The 14,758-nt window shown below is 42.6% G+C and carries 20 protein-coding genes; 9 read left to right on the top strand and 11 right to left on the bottom strand.

The genetic code is table 11. The annotated features are described in order from the left end of the window. Positions 1-317 precede the first annotated feature (317 nt). The 3 genes from VB693_RS27960 to VB693_RS27950 form a co-directional block, all read right to left on the bottom strand. Complete coding sequence (locus VB693_RS27960) at positions 318-1,595, bottom strand: hypothetical protein (protein WP_323269105.1); 1,278 nt, start codon at positions 1,593-1,595, stop codon at positions 318-320. Positions 1,596-1,714: 119 nt separating this feature from the next. Further along, a complete protein-coding gene (locus VB693_RS27955) occupies positions 1,715-3,289 on the bottom strand; it encodes a hypothetical protein (RefSeq protein ID WP_323269104.1) in 1,575 nt (524 codons plus the stop codon). A gap of 406 nt (positions 3,290-3,695) precedes the next feature. Then, positions 3,696-3,974: a helix-turn-helix transcriptional regulator gene (locus VB693_RS27950; protein ID WP_323269103.1), complete on the bottom strand. Its 279-nt coding sequence runs from the start codon at positions 3,972-3,974 to the stop codon at positions 3,696-3,698. 424 nt (positions 3,975-4,398) lie between these two features. Here VB693_RS27950 and VB693_RS27945 point away from each other — a divergent pair, with 424 nt between their 5' ends. Next, the gene (locus tag VB693_RS27945; RefSeq protein ID WP_323269102.1) at positions 4,399-5,307 is read left to right on the top strand and encodes a hypothetical protein; all 909 of its coding nucleotides are present in this window, start codon (positions 4,399-4,401) and stop codon (positions 5,305-5,307) included. A 564-nt stretch (positions 5,308-5,871) separates the two neighbouring features. On the opposite strand, the gene tnpA is transcribed toward VB693_RS27945, so the two are convergent. Further along, positions 5,872-6,267 carry an IS200/IS605 family transposase gene (gene tnpA / locus VB693_RS27940; protein ID WP_323269101.1) on the bottom strand — a complete coding sequence of 132 codons (396 nt, stop codon included), beginning with the start codon at positions 6,265-6,267 and terminating at the stop codon, positions 5,872-5,874. 29 nt (positions 6,268-6,296) lie between these two features. On the opposite strand from tnpA, the gene VB693_RS27935 reads away from it, so the two are divergent. Together VB693_RS27935 and VB693_RS27930 are read left to right on the top strand one after the other, a co-directional pair. Next, positions 6,297-7,511 (top strand): RNA-guided endonuclease TnpB family protein, encoded by a 1,215-nt coding sequence (locus VB693_RS27935; RefSeq protein ID WP_323269100.1) that lies wholly within the window; start codon positions 6,297-6,299, stop codon positions 7,509-7,511. Positions 7,512-7,596: 85 nt separating this feature from the next. Then, positions 7,597-7,812, top strand: a complete 216-nt coding sequence (locus VB693_RS27930; protein WP_323269099.1) for a hypothetical protein — start codon at positions 7,597-7,599, stop codon at positions 7,810-7,812. Position 7,813: 1 nt separating this feature from the next. On the opposite strand, the gene VB693_RS27925 is transcribed toward VB693_RS27930, so the two are convergent. Continuing rightward, a complete protein-coding gene (locus VB693_RS27925) occupies positions 7,814-7,999 on the bottom strand; it encodes a hypothetical protein (RefSeq protein WP_323269098.1) in 186 nt (61 codons plus the stop codon). Positions 8,000-8,391: 392 nt separating this feature from the next. On the opposite strand from VB693_RS27925, the gene iscB reads away from it, so the two are divergent. After that, complete coding sequence (gene iscB, locus VB693_RS27920) at positions 8,392-9,696, top strand: RNA-guided endonuclease IscB (RefSeq protein ID WP_323269097.1); 1,305 nt, start codon at positions 8,392-8,394, stop codon at positions 9,694-9,696. 34 nt (positions 9,697-9,730) lie between these two features. On the opposite strand, the gene VB693_RS27915 is transcribed toward iscB, so the two are convergent. The 3 genes from VB693_RS27915 to VB693_RS27905 all read right to left on the bottom strand — a co-directional run bounded on the left by VB693_RS27915 (position 9,731) and on the right by VB693_RS27905 (position 10,869). Continuing rightward, on the bottom strand, positions 9,731-10,063 hold the full coding sequence (locus tag VB693_RS27915; protein ID WP_323269096.1) for an HNH endonuclease signature motif containing protein: 333 nt from the start codon (positions 10,061-10,063) through the stop codon (positions 9,731-9,733). Then, positions 10,060-10,407, bottom strand: a complete 348-nt coding sequence (locus tag VB693_RS27910) for a hypothetical protein (RefSeq protein WP_237996522.1) — start codon at positions 10,405-10,407, stop codon at positions 10,060-10,062. The genes VB693_RS27915 and VB693_RS27910 overlap by 4 nt, the downstream gene beginning before the upstream one ends. A 207-nt stretch (positions 10,408-10,614) precedes the next feature. After that, complete coding sequence (locus VB693_RS27905) at positions 10,615-10,869, bottom strand: hypothetical protein (protein ID WP_323269095.1); 255 nt, start codon at positions 10,867-10,869, stop codon at positions 10,615-10,617. Between the two features lie 36 nt (positions 10,870-10,905). Here VB693_RS27905 and VB693_RS27900 point away from each other — a divergent pair, with 36 nt between their 5' ends. The 5 genes from VB693_RS27900 (at position 10,906) to VB693_RS27880 (ending at position 13,327) form a co-directional block, all read left to right on the top strand. Then, complete coding sequence (locus VB693_RS27900) at positions 10,906-11,277, top strand: four helix bundle protein (RefSeq protein WP_323269094.1); 372 nt, start codon at positions 10,906-10,908, stop codon at positions 11,275-11,277. A 133-nt stretch (positions 11,278-11,410) separates the two neighbouring features. Continuing rightward, the gene (locus VB693_RS27895; RefSeq protein ID WP_323269093.1) at positions 11,411-11,680 is read left to right on the top strand and encodes a hypothetical protein; all 270 of its coding nucleotides are present in this window, start codon (positions 11,411-11,413) and stop codon (positions 11,678-11,680) included. Further along, positions 11,680-12,603 carry a hypothetical protein gene (locus VB693_RS27890; RefSeq protein ID WP_323269092.1) on the top strand — a complete coding sequence of 308 codons (924 nt, stop codon included), beginning with the start codon at positions 11,680-11,682 and terminating at the stop codon, positions 12,601-12,603. The genes VB693_RS27895 and VB693_RS27890 overlap by 1 nt, the downstream gene beginning before the upstream one ends. Positions 12,604-12,668: 65 nt before the next feature. Beyond that, a complete protein-coding gene (locus VB693_RS27885; RefSeq protein ID WP_323269091.1) occupies positions 12,669-12,896 on the top strand; it encodes a hypothetical protein in 228 nt (75 codons plus the stop codon). A 65-nt stretch (positions 12,897-12,961) separates the two neighbouring features. After that, positions 12,962-13,327 (top strand): hypothetical protein, encoded by a 366-nt coding sequence (locus tag VB693_RS27880; protein ID WP_323269090.1) that lies wholly within the window; start codon positions 12,962-12,964, stop codon positions 13,325-13,327. On the opposite strand, the gene VB693_RS27875 is transcribed toward VB693_RS27880, so the two are convergent. Genes VB693_RS27875 through VB693_RS27865 form a run of 3 tightly spaced genes read right to left on the bottom strand, consistent with a single transcriptional unit; the run spans position 13,324 to position 14,744 of the window. Then, positions 13,324-13,698 carry a hypothetical protein gene (locus VB693_RS27875; RefSeq protein ID WP_323269089.1) on the bottom strand — a complete coding sequence of 125 codons (375 nt, stop codon included), beginning with the start codon at positions 13,696-13,698 and terminating at the stop codon, positions 13,324-13,326. The genes VB693_RS27880 and VB693_RS27875 overlap by 4 nt on opposite strands. After that, positions 13,695-14,231, bottom strand: coding sequence for a hypothetical protein (locus tag VB693_RS27870; RefSeq protein ID WP_323269088.1), 537 nt, complete (start codon positions 14,229-14,231; stop codon positions 13,695-13,697). Before VB693_RS27870 ends, VB693_RS27875 begins: the two co-directional genes overlap by 4 nt. Before the next feature lie 12 nt (positions 14,232-14,243). Then, positions 14,244-14,744, bottom strand: coding sequence for a GNAT family N-acetyltransferase (locus VB693_RS27865; protein ID WP_323269106.1), 501 nt, complete (start codon positions 14,742-14,744; stop codon positions 14,244-14,246). Positions 14,745-14,758 lie beyond the last annotated feature (14 nt).

The following is a 14,758-nucleotide window of genomic DNA, read 5'->3' as shown; positions in this document are numbered from 1 at the left end:
TATTACCCCGCAAGGGGACTGAAACTCAGGGTTAATTTTGTGTGGGATAGGTGTATTAAAGTTTCCATTGACTATTACCCCGCAAGGGGACTGAAACTTGATGTTGCCTTACTTCGGATTGGTGTGTCCTTTTTTCATTTCATGCAACAAAGCCTTTTTGTAGTATTCTAATACATTAGGGAACGGGGTTTTTGTGTTTGATTTTTTGCAATCGCTTAACTCTAGCTTTTTAGGTTAGAACCGTGTAATACGAATATAATTTTATGTCTTTCTAAAAGAGCCGCACCCAAATAATATAGAGATTAACTTAGCTCCGGCTAATTATCCCACTCAATCAACTTACCATCCACAACCACATAACCCCACTGCGGAAAGTTCCGCACCAGCCCCTTGATCACAATCTGTAAGGCGGGGTCATCGTTCCAGCACTCCATGAGAAAATCAATCCCAGGATTTTCTTTGAGCAACCCTGCCATCTTGAGTTTTTCCATGCGCCAGGGTCTAGCTTTTGACCTAAGAGCGATGCCTGCGGCGGTAAACAACGCCTCACTCGACCATTTATCAGGCTTTGTTTCCGGCTCTAGGCCGGACGGTGCAGAAGCAGTATTTTCATCTAGCAGCGAAGTGGAAACACCAACTTGGGCTGATTCCTCGCTTTCCAAACTGGAAGCAACGGGCGCGCCGGAAATTTGTTCTTCTTGAGGGATTGTCGCTTCATCACCAAAGTCCTCATTTTCTCCCAACAACGGAGTGGGTTGATGTTGCTGAACTTCTTCATTACCAGATACAACGGGTGCGGCGGAAATTTGGTCTTCATCAGAAATTGCCGCCTCACCACCCAAATTCTCATTTTCCCCCACCAAAGAAGCAAATTGACTCGGCGTAACATCCACAAGCGTCAGCGTCGTGCAGTCCGTTACCGTAGGTAATTCTTCATCCTTCTCTTCCACGCTTTTGAGGGTATGAGGCGACGCGCCCCCAAAAGGCGCGTCAGCCGTCGCATCAACACGCAAAATCTCGTTTGGGGTGGAAGAGACACACCTCACAAACTCTACTGAAGAGTTTGTGAGGTGTTTATGAGTAGTTCGTGAGGGTTTCTGGAATGCTTGCTCTGACTGGTTTTTTTCGGAAATGCACGCCAAAATTTTAGCATCTATTTCTAAAAAGCCAGCATCTATGTCTGTATTTTCAGCATTTGATTGTTGTTTTGTAGAATCTGGTTCTTCATTTTCAGCATTGACTGCTTCCCAAAATTCTTTCATGCGACTGCCATGCAAATTCCGTACCATCCAGCCCACAGTCTCACGTCCGTCTTGTATGGACTTATCTGGTTTGAAAATAAACAGCCCACTTTCAGCTAGAATTTTCTTTGCACAGATAAAACTGCTGTAACCTAAAGCGGTAGATAAGGGCATCCACCGCGAACCATAGGGGTCAGATGTCCAGCATTCTTGCCACAGTTGATTAACAGACGGTTTTTGCTGCGAAGCCCACAACATATCTTCAATGGGGATAATTACGTGAAGCCGCTTGTATGGGGATTGGGGTTTCTCCTTGGTAGGCTTTTTAATGGGGCGTGTAATAGTTGCTGTCATTGTACAATCTCCTGAATATTGGCACACGAAAACTTCACCCAAGCGTTGTTTACCGCCGCAGGCATCGCGCTGGATTATGAATAGTCGGAAACGTTGTTTAAAAAATTACAAACTACGTGTTACAACAGCCGTAACTCATCCTTGAAATAGCGGTCAGTCTTCTTGGGTTTGTCTTTCCAATGCTCCCAAGCCACCCACACCTCATCGCCCAAGTCTTCAATGACTTCACCTCTAGCGTTATATAAAGCACAGTAGATATCAGCATGGGCAACAATCGAACCCAGCCCGATTGTGGGAGGTTGTGCAGATTTTTCCAACACAGTGATTAAGTCCGTTTCTTGCGGTGTCAATTCCGCCAGATAGTCTGCTTTAATAACCTCATACTCAGTAGCCACTTCCAAATAATCCCACCAGCTACACCCAGGTTTAGCCAGCACACGCCGAATATCGTTAACTGCTTGGGGCAACAATTGTAATTGTTCGGCGCGATATGCGATGGCACTTTGTGTTGGCTCACTGCCCAGAATAATTGCCGCAGCTCGCAGGGCTTGGGCGTTGTTCATTGCACTGGCGAGATTGCCCAAAGCTATACCCATCAACCGTAAGCATTCTTGGGGATTTTCTTTGGGTGGTTCAACAGCAAGCGATCGCAAATCAATAGTTTTTTCCAGAGCTTGTTTAACTTGCTTGTTCAAAACTTTGGTCGCCTGTTGCGTCATGGTATTCCCCCACTGTTGCGAGGGACGTTTTTGTACAGCGTTTTCTAACTCCTGAATCCGTTGTTGTAGTCGCTGGTTTTCCAGTTCTAACTGCCTCAGTCCCTCCATCTCGTCCAATCGTTGCTGTAAATCGATATTTTGCTGCTTCTGCTGTTGAAATAGTTTCTGCACAGAGGAAAGTTGTTCTTGTACTCGTGCTTCTGCGCTGGCTGTGGCTTCTGAAAGTAGGCCAATCCTTAATTCTTGCTCCAGCCGTTCCAATTCCTGTTGATGTTGCTGTTTCAGTGTGGCAATCGCCTCAGAATATTCTTTGGGGTATGTGCGCTCACTGGAAAATGACACAATTGCGTCATTACTCAAATTATTCAAATCAGCATTATTGACCAACAGCTTCTCAGCATCCGCAAATGTGACAATCTGCTGGGTGGGGTTTGGTGGGTCTGACTCAATTACTCCCTCTTCTCCACATCTGGGGTGAGATTGTGATGAAACCTTGACCGAATGACACAATTGCGTTTGATTGTTCTGATTTTCTGTAAACCGTTTAGCTTTTGGTGCTACCTTATTTACTGCTTTAGCGAAGTCTGCGGCAGTAGGGAAGGGTGTTTCTTTGGCTGCGATCGCAACGGCTTCGTGTAACTTGTCGGGAGTTTTGACCAGTTTTAGTAAGGGTCGGGTTTGGGAGGGTTTAGTGATTTTGTCCTTTAGTTCGTCGGGGAGAGAATCAACCACTTTCTTGGCGGCAAGTAAATCTCTGACCCTGCGATATCCCCCGTATTTGGTCAACTCTTCATTGCAGTAAATCTCAAAGCTTTTGTACCCAGCATCTTTGTAATAGGAGTTATCAAGCATCAGCCGTAATTCTTCTATTGCTTGCCACTCAAAGCGGTCTATGGCAGCGAAGGTTTCTTTGATGCTGTCGTTGAGAATGCTGTAGCTGGGTACTGATATTTGTTCGCGGTCTAGTGTCAGCATGATAATTGCCCACTATTTGGTAAATGCTGAAAACAGTTATGCACACATCACCAAAGTGAAACTCATGCTGATCTTGGGATTACACCAAAAATGTGTCAGCATTATATGTAGCTCACTTTGTTGTCTAGCGATTTGAGCAGGCGATCGCAATGCTTGGTCGGCGGGCGATCGCTCTCTTTTATTAAGCTTTAGGTAGAAATCAGTTTGACCAACAGCGATAGCGAATGGAAGTACAAAGTAGAGATAGTGTTGTTAAGTTAACTTTGCCGTAAGTACGCTTAGTCAAACGGTATAAAACCACGTTACTGAATAAGAAATTAAAATAATCGAGCATTTGAGATTCCACGAAAATTTTCATTACTGATCACAGGAATCAACAGGTAATGTAAATCTGTGCTGCCTGTGATTATGCTGCCTCTTCACCAATAGAGTGGATTTGCCTCTTGGTGCGCCTTTGGGGAATGTCTTGCGGATCTCTCATTTCAAACAGATCCCCGACATTTCGACCAAAGTAGTTACATAGGGTTTCAACGGTACTAACATCAACGCGACTGAAGTTGTTGGTAAACAAACGGTTGATGGTAGTCACATCTAAACCAGTGTCTCTTGCCAGTTGTCGCTGGGACAACTGGGGGTCTTTTTCGGCCATCAAAACAGCTAAACGACAAAACATCTTTTTATTCATTCCTCCATCGTACTTGTAGGCTATGCTAGCACAATGTTTGCTTTACTGCATACAAAATAGTCAAATAAGCATTTAATGTATGAGCTATATTGACAAGTGTATGTAGTACCGCATATGCTAATAGGTACAAGAGCAAAGGAAAAATGATTTTCTTCTCTTACATAACCTTGACAAGTCAATCACCATCAGAACAGCCAGCACAAACAAGTGCAATCAATAGTTGTAGTTGGCTTTTGCAAGCATCCCTGTTTGCCTTGATCATGCTCAAATGCCACTAGCTTTGAGATTCAATTGATGGCTACGCCAAAAATCTGTGAATTCGTTGTGGCTTCCCCACAACGTTGTTCATAAAAAAACAAAGGCAATCGCCCGTCCTGAGAAAACCAGCGATCGCCTTTTACCCTATTACATAAGGAACTCTATTATGACTTACATTGCAAATAGACTGCAAGCAACCGAAGAACAAACCATCGCCCAAGCCGAACTCGACTTGCACATCGCAGACCAAGCCAAAGCTGTAGCACCAGAAAAACTGACCACAGTCGAGATTAACTCCCAACATTACGAAATCTACGCAGGCAAACGACTTATCGCATACATCACCTATGACCAAGGTGAATTTGTCACCCAACGCTGGGTGGTTATGGTAAGTGGTGTTGAGGTTTTTCGCTACACCACTCTCACCAGATGTCAACGCTTCATCAATTGGCATCATAAGGACGGTACACTCAATCCGCCAATCTCAGGCAACATCCCAGAAGTCCCCACCATTTCCGAAATCTGTTTCTACGATCACGAAGCCTTGGTAAGTGGTGAATTAGTCGCCAGCATTAGCTTTGACTCGGAGAATCACGAAAACTTGTATTGGCGAGTCATGGTCAACAATATCGAGATTTTCCGCGACTCCACAGCCCCCAGATGCCACAGTTACGTCAAGCAGCATTACCAGCAAGGCACATTACCCGTGCAACAGCCATTTGTAGAACCCTGCACCACAGGGAACGAAATCATGGCGCAGATTGCCGACGAGTGCGAAAAGTGCGGGTTGGAACTACTGGACGATGGGATTTATCGCGGTGATGTGAGATTGGGTGAAGTCGGTTGCACAGATAAACAATGGTGGTTTATCCGATCTGGAGAGTCTCAGGAGAAAGTGCCATGTGACTCGGCAATGGATGTTGTTTACTGGCTATCGATGGTGGATAGCGTAACTCTTCCTGAAATTGATGATTACGATCATTTGCTAGACCTGCCCTTTGACCAACTGACGAGTGTGCAATGGCGGAAGCTGCTGGAGTATGAGCCAGAGTATCGGGAGTTAGCCGCAGCGTAATTCTTTCATGGGGCGATCGCAAGTACGACTTATTCACAGCGATCGCCTCTCATCAATTCCTCCAGCACCAACCAATAAGATTATGCAACCCACAATTAGCATACCCAAGGACTGGGACTACCCATGATTCACTGTTGGTCAACTCACAAAACAAGGACTGATCATCGGCATCCAATACTACCCCAGCGATACTTTACTGGCGCACGAGTACGGTAATTCTTGGCGTTATACGGTACTGCCAGATAAGCATTCTGAAGAAGTCCATTATTGTTTTGACGACCAAATTCAACAGCTTTCTCTGGCAGAACTACAGGAACAGCTACAGGCGGAGATTCAAAAGCATCAGCAGCAAATCATGCTACTGCAAGCGCAATTAGTGGGAGGACTGGGCGATGCGTAGAAATCACTCGGAAATCACAGCTACCCAACTTTTGCACTCGCTAGGACGCATGGGCGGCTCAGTTCCATTGCATAGCGTTAGGTCTTCTCAAGCAGTGATCCAGGCATTGCTGGATCGGGAATTAGTGCGTGTGACCAAAAAAATGGGATACAAGCCTCGCCCTTCTAGGGCGAATTTTGATTCTTAATATACTCTTTCAAAACTTCAATCGGCACTCCTCCCACAGAACAAGCAAAATACGAAGGACTCCAAAGATGTTCGGCGTGGGGTGAGTCTGTGAACTGCTTGCGGTACATCCTTGAAGACACACCCTTGAGGTGGTTTACTAATTGAGATACAGAATATTTTGGTGGATACTCAACCAGTAAGTGAACGTGGTCGCCTTCGCCATTAACCTCAAGAATACTAAAATCCATCTTCTTTGCTACTTCAAAGAATGATTGAATCAACACCTCTAGTCGCTCGACATCAAATATCTTTTTACGGTATTTGGTAACAAAGACCAAATGAGACTTGAGCGATGTAACACTGTGTTTACCGCGCCTATATTCTTTATTCATAGGGGTAGACCAAATGATATAATTATAGTATGAAAGCACGTTATCGTTACCGAATCTATCCGACTGATGCCCAGCAAATACTATTGAGTAAGTTGTTTGGGTGCGTTCGTGTGGTGTGGAACGATGCACTCACTCATTGCTTGGCTGAATATCGAACAGGTAACAAAAAGCCAAGTGGTGCAGACTTACAAAAACTGTTCATCACACAAGCCAAGAAAACGGTTGAAAGGGAATGGTTGTCTGAAGTTTCAAACATCCCCTTACAGCAGTCTTTAAACGACTTAGAGCAGGCATACCAAAATTTTTTTAAATCATGCAAAAAGGAACGCAAAGGTAAGCCTGTTCGACCTCCCAAGTTGAAAAAGCGTCGGGCTGCTCAGTCTGCTCGTTTTCGTAAGGGTGGATTTAAGGTGTGCCAAACCTCGGTCTATCTTGCCAAAATTGGGCAAGTAGAAATCGTTTGGTCAAGGGCATTACCTGCCGAGCCATCGTCTGTAACCGTTCTTAGGGATGCAGCAGGACGATATTTTGTCAGCTTTGTGGTCGAGATTCAGCCGTCACATCTACCAAAAATAGATAATGCTGTTGGTGTAGACTTGGGCATAACCACTTTTGCAACTCTTAGCACTGGAGAGAAAGTAGACGCACCCAAGCCTCTCAAAAAGCGTATTGGGAGACTACGACGACTTAGTAAAAACTTATCTCGTAAAACAAGATATTCAAAACGATACGAAGTAGCTCGTAAGCGCAAAGCTAAACTACAAGCCAAACTTAAGGACACTAGAACAGACTTTCTACACAAACTATCAACTAAGCTAATCCGTGAAAACCAAACGATTATCTTGGAAGATTTGAACGTCTCAGGAATGCTCAAAAACCGTAAACTCTCTAGAGCTATTAGCGATTTAGGGTGGAGACAGTTGAGAACATTCTTGGAGGGTAAAGCCGAAAAATACGGGCGTACCTTCACTGTCATTAGCAGGTGGGAACCAACAAGCCAAACCTGCTCATGCTGTGGATTTAGAGGAGGTAAACTCGACCTTTCTATCCGTGAATGGATTTGCTTAAATTGCGAATCTACACACGATAGAGACGTAAACGCCGCAATTAATATCAAAGTTGCCGGAGGACATTCGGAAACTCAAAACGAACGTGGAGGAAAGCGTCAGTCTACCGCAAAGGTAGCAGTATCCTGTGAAGCGTCAACCCACCAAGAATTCATACAGTTAAGTCTGTTTGATTAGATTGGAATCCTCACGCCTTCAGGCTGAGGAGGATGTCAAAAATACTGGGTGCGGATTTTTCTTACAGGTCACGGGGGAAAAATAAATGCAAGCAATCGAAATGTTGCAACAGTTCAACGAGTGCTACGTGAAGATTCAGGCGATCGCTCAATCAAAGGAATGGTTGGAACTAGCGAATCGGCAGGATGTTGACCCAGAGATGAAGACGCATTTGGGCGATGTGCTGCATTATCTGGGTGAGGCGATGGGATGTCTTGAGCCGTTTGTTGTGGTCAGGTCAACTCAAGAAGAAGTATCCTAAGTTACTCCTGAGCTTGCTGCTGTTGCAATTGTTGCACTTCTTCTACTGATAAGCCAGTCAGTCTAGCGATCGCATCAACAGCCATGCCCTCGGCTAACAGGTTGAGAGCGATTTCACGGGCTTTTTTGTTACTTCCTTGTTCTTCAGCTTCATTTTGAATCATTTGGTAAATGACCGACTCACGCATGATGTCTCTCCTAAATAAGCCAGTTAAATATGCAAGCTAGATGTTTTTCAGCTTACTCTCTGCCTTTCTGCGATTCGATCTTCGTTATTCATTCGCAGCAGATAAACTGTAGTACGACCATTTGCCGTCAATCCCACGATGGCTAGTTCCGAAAAAGTCAGAAACCCCAGCCCTAAAGGGCGGGGCTTGAAAAAGCCCTAATCTGACCAGACTAAGTTCTTAACTGAACTACGTTAGAGGCAAGAGTTAAAGACCTACCAAGGAATACGTAGCTAGTTCCTTGCTCTAGAACCAAACGATTAAACAGATGTACAAGGGTTAAGTCAGTGTCGTTTGGATAGTACAGACCTCTAACTTTGTCGAAGCTAACATTACCCGCAAGGAGGCACTTTATGTGCAAAATACTTGTTTTAGATACCAATAAAAGACCACTTGACCCAATACACTCAGCACAAGCGAGACAATTATTAAAAAACAAGAAAGCAGCTATTTATCGCCGCTTTCCATTCACGATTGTTCTCATTCGTGCAGCGTCTCGTAGAGAAGAACCAAGTCCAAATTCGCCAGTAACACCACTGCGATTAAAACTTGACCCTGGTGCTAAAACCACAGGTATAGCATTAGTTAATGATACTACTGGAGAAGTAGTTTTTGCTGCTGAATTAAAGCATAGAGGTTTTGCAATCAGAGATTCTTTAACCTCAAGGAGACAATTAAGACGTGGCAGAAGAAATCGCAAAACTCGTTACAGAAAACCAAGATTTTTCAACAGAACTAGACTAGAGGGATGGTTGGCACCAAGCCTGATGAGTCGAGTTCACAATGTTGAAACATGGGTAAACAGATTGCGTAAATTAGCATCAATTGGAGAGATTAGTCAGGAATTAGTACGTTTTGATATGCAGTTGATGCGTAATCCTGAAATCGAAGGTAAGGAATATCAGCAAGGGACATTAGCTGGATATGAAACCAGAGAATATCTATTAGAAAAATGGGGTAGACAATGCGCCTATTGTGGTATCAAAGACGTACCTTTGCAGATTGAACACATTCACCCACGCTCAAAAGGAGGTTCTAATTCAATCACTAACCTTTCTTTAAGTTGCGAAAAATGCAACATCAAAAAAGGAACTAAGGATATTAGGGATTTTCTCAAAAAAGACCCTAGCAAGTTACAAAAAATATTGGCACAAGCTAAGAAACCATTAGCTGATGCAGCAGCAGTTAATGCTACTAGATACAAGCTTTTGGATATTTTGAAATCTACAGGTTTACCAGTTGAATGTGGTTCAGGAGGTCTAACAAAGTTCAATAGAATTGGTCAAAAATTAGTTAAAACTCACTGGATTGATTCGGCTTGTGTTGGTAAGTCAACACCAATTCTCAATATTAAAGGTGTTAAGCCATTATTGATTACAGCTAATGGACACGGGACAAGACAGATGGCTGGCACTGATAAATTTGGTTTTCCAAGTCGCCACCGTACAAATAAACAAATCCATTTTGGTTTTCAAACTGGAGACATTATCAAAGCGGTTGTTACTAGTGGGAAGAAAGTTGGCGAATATGTTGGTCGTGTTTTGTGTCGTGCTACAGGTAGTTTTGATATTGCTACCAAGACTGGAAGAATTGCAGGCATCAGTTACAAATATTGTTCAGCAATTCATAAAAAAGATGGATATTCGTATGAGGTTTAAAAATATCTTGACGGCGAATAAATTCGCCTGCCCCTTACCCCCACGGATGAATCCGGGGCTTCCACGGGGCGAGGTGTTTGCTGAAGTGTTTAGACCATTGTTGACTACGAGGATTATATAAAAAACTGAAAGCACCTGTTTGGGGATCAAAAGAGCCTAAATCCGTACCTTTGTGACGATTACAACGCCAGCAAGTAAGTGCTAAGTTTTCTGCATCTGTCTTGCCACCATGCTTTTCAGCAATAATATGGTCGATTTCATGTGGGAAGAACGCTACTTTAGTCGGTAGCAAGCAATACTCACATTTGTAATTAGCTCGTTCTTCTACTAAGCGACGCAGCGCAACCGGAATATAACTTAAACTCACGATTGACTGCCTAAATAAGCTAAATTACCCGTTTTAATCATGACCATCAAATGCTCAATCTTCTCGTACTCATCTAGTTCTTTTAATTCAACAGGTGTGAGTTCCCCAGCCTTAGAGCGTGTTACTAAGGTACGTAATCGCTCTTGCATTTGTGGAGTTGGCTGAAATTGTTCAATTTGTTCAGGAGTAGGGTTGCTTGATAGAAAGTCGAGAATATATCGATAAATTTCTGCGGGGATTGCTGGTTGTTGCAAACTTAAAGCCAGTAGCTCCGGTAAGCGATCGCCAACTTGTGCTAGTTGTTGAGATAATTCTTCGGATACTTCTAGGGTAATTTTTGGCATATAGCAGTTGGCTGACAATATGGAGTTAGTTAGTTGAACTAGGGTCTATCAAATTACTCAAAAACTTAACATACTCCCACCATACTATTTTTCCACGCTAGGTTATTTACTACACTGCTTTCTTAATCTTTCTCAATTCCAGTTGCTCTCCTTTTTTGTTACCGATTCACGCATGGTAATCCTTTGATAGAACAAGAAGTGTATTGCTTACTCGGATTGCTCAACGTCTGTCGTAACCAAGCTTTGCACCTGTTCGATTGTTAATCCAGTGACTTTAGCCACCATTTCGATAGGCATATTTTCTTTTAGGAGGTTAACAGCAACAAGACGAACACCTTCCTCAATACCCTCAGTCTTAATTGATTTATAAATGACTGACTCGCGCATAATGTCTCTCCTGAATAAACGCTCAATCGCTTCTTCTTCCAATACTAGCCCAGCAAACCAATTCGCAATTCGCAATTCGCAATTCGCAGTTATTAAGTAGGAGTAAAAGGCATGAATCAAAATATTAGTATTGCTGATAGAACAAAAGCCTTGGCAATCAGAATAGTTAAAGCTTGTACTTTCTTAAATGAAAAACCTGGAGTTTGTCGAACATTATCAAACCAATTACTACGTAGTGGTACTTCCATTGGTGCTAATGTTAGAGAAGCTCAATCTTCTCAATCTGATAAAGATTTTCTTAGCAAATTAGAAATTGCACTTAAAGAAGAAAGAGAAACTGAATATTGGTTAGAAATATTAATAGAAGCAGAATTGGTTGACAAAACTAAGTTCGATTCTCTGCTTCAAGAAACCAGAGAAGTTGGAAAAATATTAGTTACATCTACTAGAAAAATTAAGGATAAAATCAACAAATTAAATTAATTGCGAATTGCGTTAGCGAAGCGGGACGTTACTCCATTGCGAATTGCGAATTGATTATGGCTGAGAATTTTAAGAATTTATCTAGTAAAGAATAGCTGCGCTAAAAATCATTGATAAATTGGAAATATTTCACATGGAAATCAAAACAATTTCTGTAACATATCAGAGAAAATTCAATCTTGGTGATTACGAATCACTAGAACTTTCTTGTTCATATTGGGGTCAAATCGACCCAGAAGAAAATGCAGAAGGTGCAACACAATTTCTATTTGAGCAAGCAAAAGAATCAGTAAAGAAAGCAGCAATGCCTTTGATTAAAGCATCCAGCCATCAAATGCACAAAGTACAAATTTACAAACAATCTGCAAAGCAGAATTCTAATGATGATTTGGAGAATTTCTAATGGGTGAAATTAAGTTGGGTTTAGGGCATCCACCATTGCCGATTTATCTGTATGTAGATAAAGAATTGGCTGACAATTATACTTATGGTTGGCATCATTATGACCCTCAACAAGACAAAAAGACTCTTGTCGCAGACAGAGCATTAACCGGATATATCAGTGAGATAAAACTGACCAGTAAGGATTTCAAGGGGAAAGAAAACTTGAAATTAGATATCGTTGTTCTTGCAGATGAGCTATATGTTATTAGAAGTGGGATTGAGACTATTTTCACTAAGTCCTTTCTACTGGCAGCATCTCTCATAGAGGACTACAACAAGCCACTGACAATCGTTGCAAATCCTGGTGATGAAAAGGTAGTATTTTGTAGTATCTTTAATCCCCAAATCAGAAAAAGAATCCGTTACCAATGGGATGCAAATGCTGATTTTGCTGGCATGATTGAACGCATTCAAATAAGACTATCAACTAATCCAAAGTATGAATTGGAAGAAGAAGTCTCTTCCACAGCATCACCTCCAACCAACTCAAAATCTGCGGAGGTACATCCCCAAGATTTGCGGGTGAAACAAGTCCGCACTCTGATGGATTATCCGGTTGATTTAATTCGGGAGTGGCTTCAATTTCAGGATGCAAAATTCCCCAGTCAACTTCCCGCAAGCAAGGTTGATCAACTAGTGAAAACCATTTGCTTGGCTTGGGCGGCGGATAAAGCTGACCCTTACCGTGCTGCATCCTCTTATGAGCAACAAGTTTTGGGTGCTAGTGATGTCGATGAAATGACGGCAATCAAAGCTTGGATGAATTATGTTCACGGACAGCGAGTAGCTGTGAGTGCTGGTAGTAAAAGATTGCCTCCTCTTGATTGGGATAAACCAGGTTATCAGGAAGCAGGACATTCAGATTTCTATGGCGATCGCTAACGATTTTGAGAGAGCCACGTTACCGTGTCCCAAAGAATCAAGTTTATACCTAAAAGGAGAAAACCATGTCCGATGAAAGACCCGATCTACATTACGATTATTCGTGGGAAGAAAATGAAGAAGAAAGTTGGCTTTGGATTGCGGAAGTGACAGAGCCAGGACTTCCTGAACCCCATTGTTATTCACTGGTTTTTGATGCTAGAGGTCAAGAAGCTATATCCCTAATTCAAGTATTTGACTCTTTATCTGGGGTGGAAGCAAAAGAATACGCGAGAAAACTAGCTTATGGCTAATTATCAATAATCAATTGATTCGAGACAGTTTCAGACTGTCTTTTTTTCTCCCAGAGGTACTAATTATGACTAATAACCACCGAAAAATAACGCACGAATATCAAGTGCAGTACAACGAGCAGCAGTACATTGTCGTTCGGCATCGGCGCATCAAACGGCAAAGGACACGGGATTTTATCCAAAGTTTATTGTTCAAAATGACTGTTGTCAGCCTGTTGACAGTGGGATTTTCAGGAGTTGCAGCAATGGGTTGCTGGGGATTGGAGATTATTGCGGCTAACTCCAATCCTACGAGTATCAACCAGTACATCTGGCAGGCACGAAAGAATGTTTGTTTAGGGGGAATGTTGGTAGGTTTGTCGGGTTTTTTGGGCAGTGCGCTGTTGGGTGCTTGTGTGGGTGGGACTGAGGTACAAGAACCGAAAAACTAAGCACTAAGTGATTCCGGCTCTGTATCAGCTATTTCTAATACACGATGCAACCAATCTTGAGTCTGTCCCTGTGCAACTCGCTTTTGTTCAGCATCAGACCAGATTTTGTCCCAGTGAAAAAGCCAATGAGTTAAAACTCGACCTAAATCAACCAACTCTGCGGCTCGGTCAATATCGTCAGCTTTTACCATATCGGGAACAGTCCACTCAAGAAAGTACCGACTTTCTTTTACCAAAGGCAGCATCAAATTCTGGGATGATGTTTCAGTCCACAAAGACTGAATTTGTGACAGGTGTGCAGCTAAATGATGCAAGCGAGTAGAAACATCATCTTGCATAAAAATTTGTTGTTCTGGTGTGGGTTCAATCATGCTGATAATTTTTCACCACCCGCTTGATGAATAATTTGCTGCTTGAGCGAATCTGCTGCTACTACGGCAATAGTTTCCCAATCTTGAGGAGTCAATAAAATTTCTAACGATTCACGTAATACTTCTCGGTTAGAGATGAACTCTTCGCCATAAAGCTCATCTCTTCCTAAAATCATTACAATATGTTGTCTTACTTTTGGTGTAGGCAACCTTAATTTTTCAAGTATTCTCTCTCTTGCAGTTTTAACGGCTATTTTTGTAGCCGCACCTAAATTCCAGTCATTAATTAGCAACCGGACTTCTTTATTCAGGGAAATACGTAATGTTGTTAAACGCCCCAAAAGTTCACCCGTTAGCATGAGGTCGCCAAATGCACTTCCCCAATTTAATCCAGCACCAATATTACCGCCAACAAGCTCCTCAGCTTGGACAGCTTGCCGTAACCAAGCTTCATCAAGTAATAAATCTATAGGTCTTACCTGGTTATTTTGGGCAGGGTTATTGTGATTTTCTTGAAATTCGTGCTGATTCATTTATCTGACACCTCATCTAGAAGAACGCCAAACCCCGTACTCAAAATAAACTAAGTCGTCATAATCCTCATCTTCTCCCAAATCAATCATGCCTTGGCGATCGTAAAATCTTTCCACCCCTGGTAATGAGTGTAAACCTACTCTACCTTCAAAACCCAGTTCTAGACTACGGGTTCTAGCAAAGCTTAATAGAGCAGTACCAACACCTTTATACGTTGGTGGACGTTGGATCATTTCACGATTCCAAGGCGCAGAAGCAATACTATCAACATACACCAACCGTTTCCCTGGGGTTAAACGTGAACCGTGCAGTTGAGTTTCGATGATCATTAAACCTTGGGTTTCACTTTTGTACTCGACAGCATAGCCTTCTCGATTTGGCTGTCTGCTGATGACAAACTGAAGCTTAAACTCCCAATCCCAAAATTTATCCTCTTGCTCGAATAATCTTAATTGTTCTTTCCATTTAGAGGAGTATTCATCGGCGTGTTTTTGTGTCAAGTCTATTGACATCCTCCCCCGTTTAG

This window comes from Anabaena sp. UHCC 0399 (assembly GCF_034931465.1).
Lineage (GTDB): Bacteria > Cyanobacteriota > Cyanobacteriia > Cyanobacteriales > Nostocaceae > Trichormus > Trichormus minutissimus.
The sequence above is the reverse complement of the archived record's forward strand: the minus strand, read 5'-3'. Positions and strand labels throughout refer to the sequence as shown.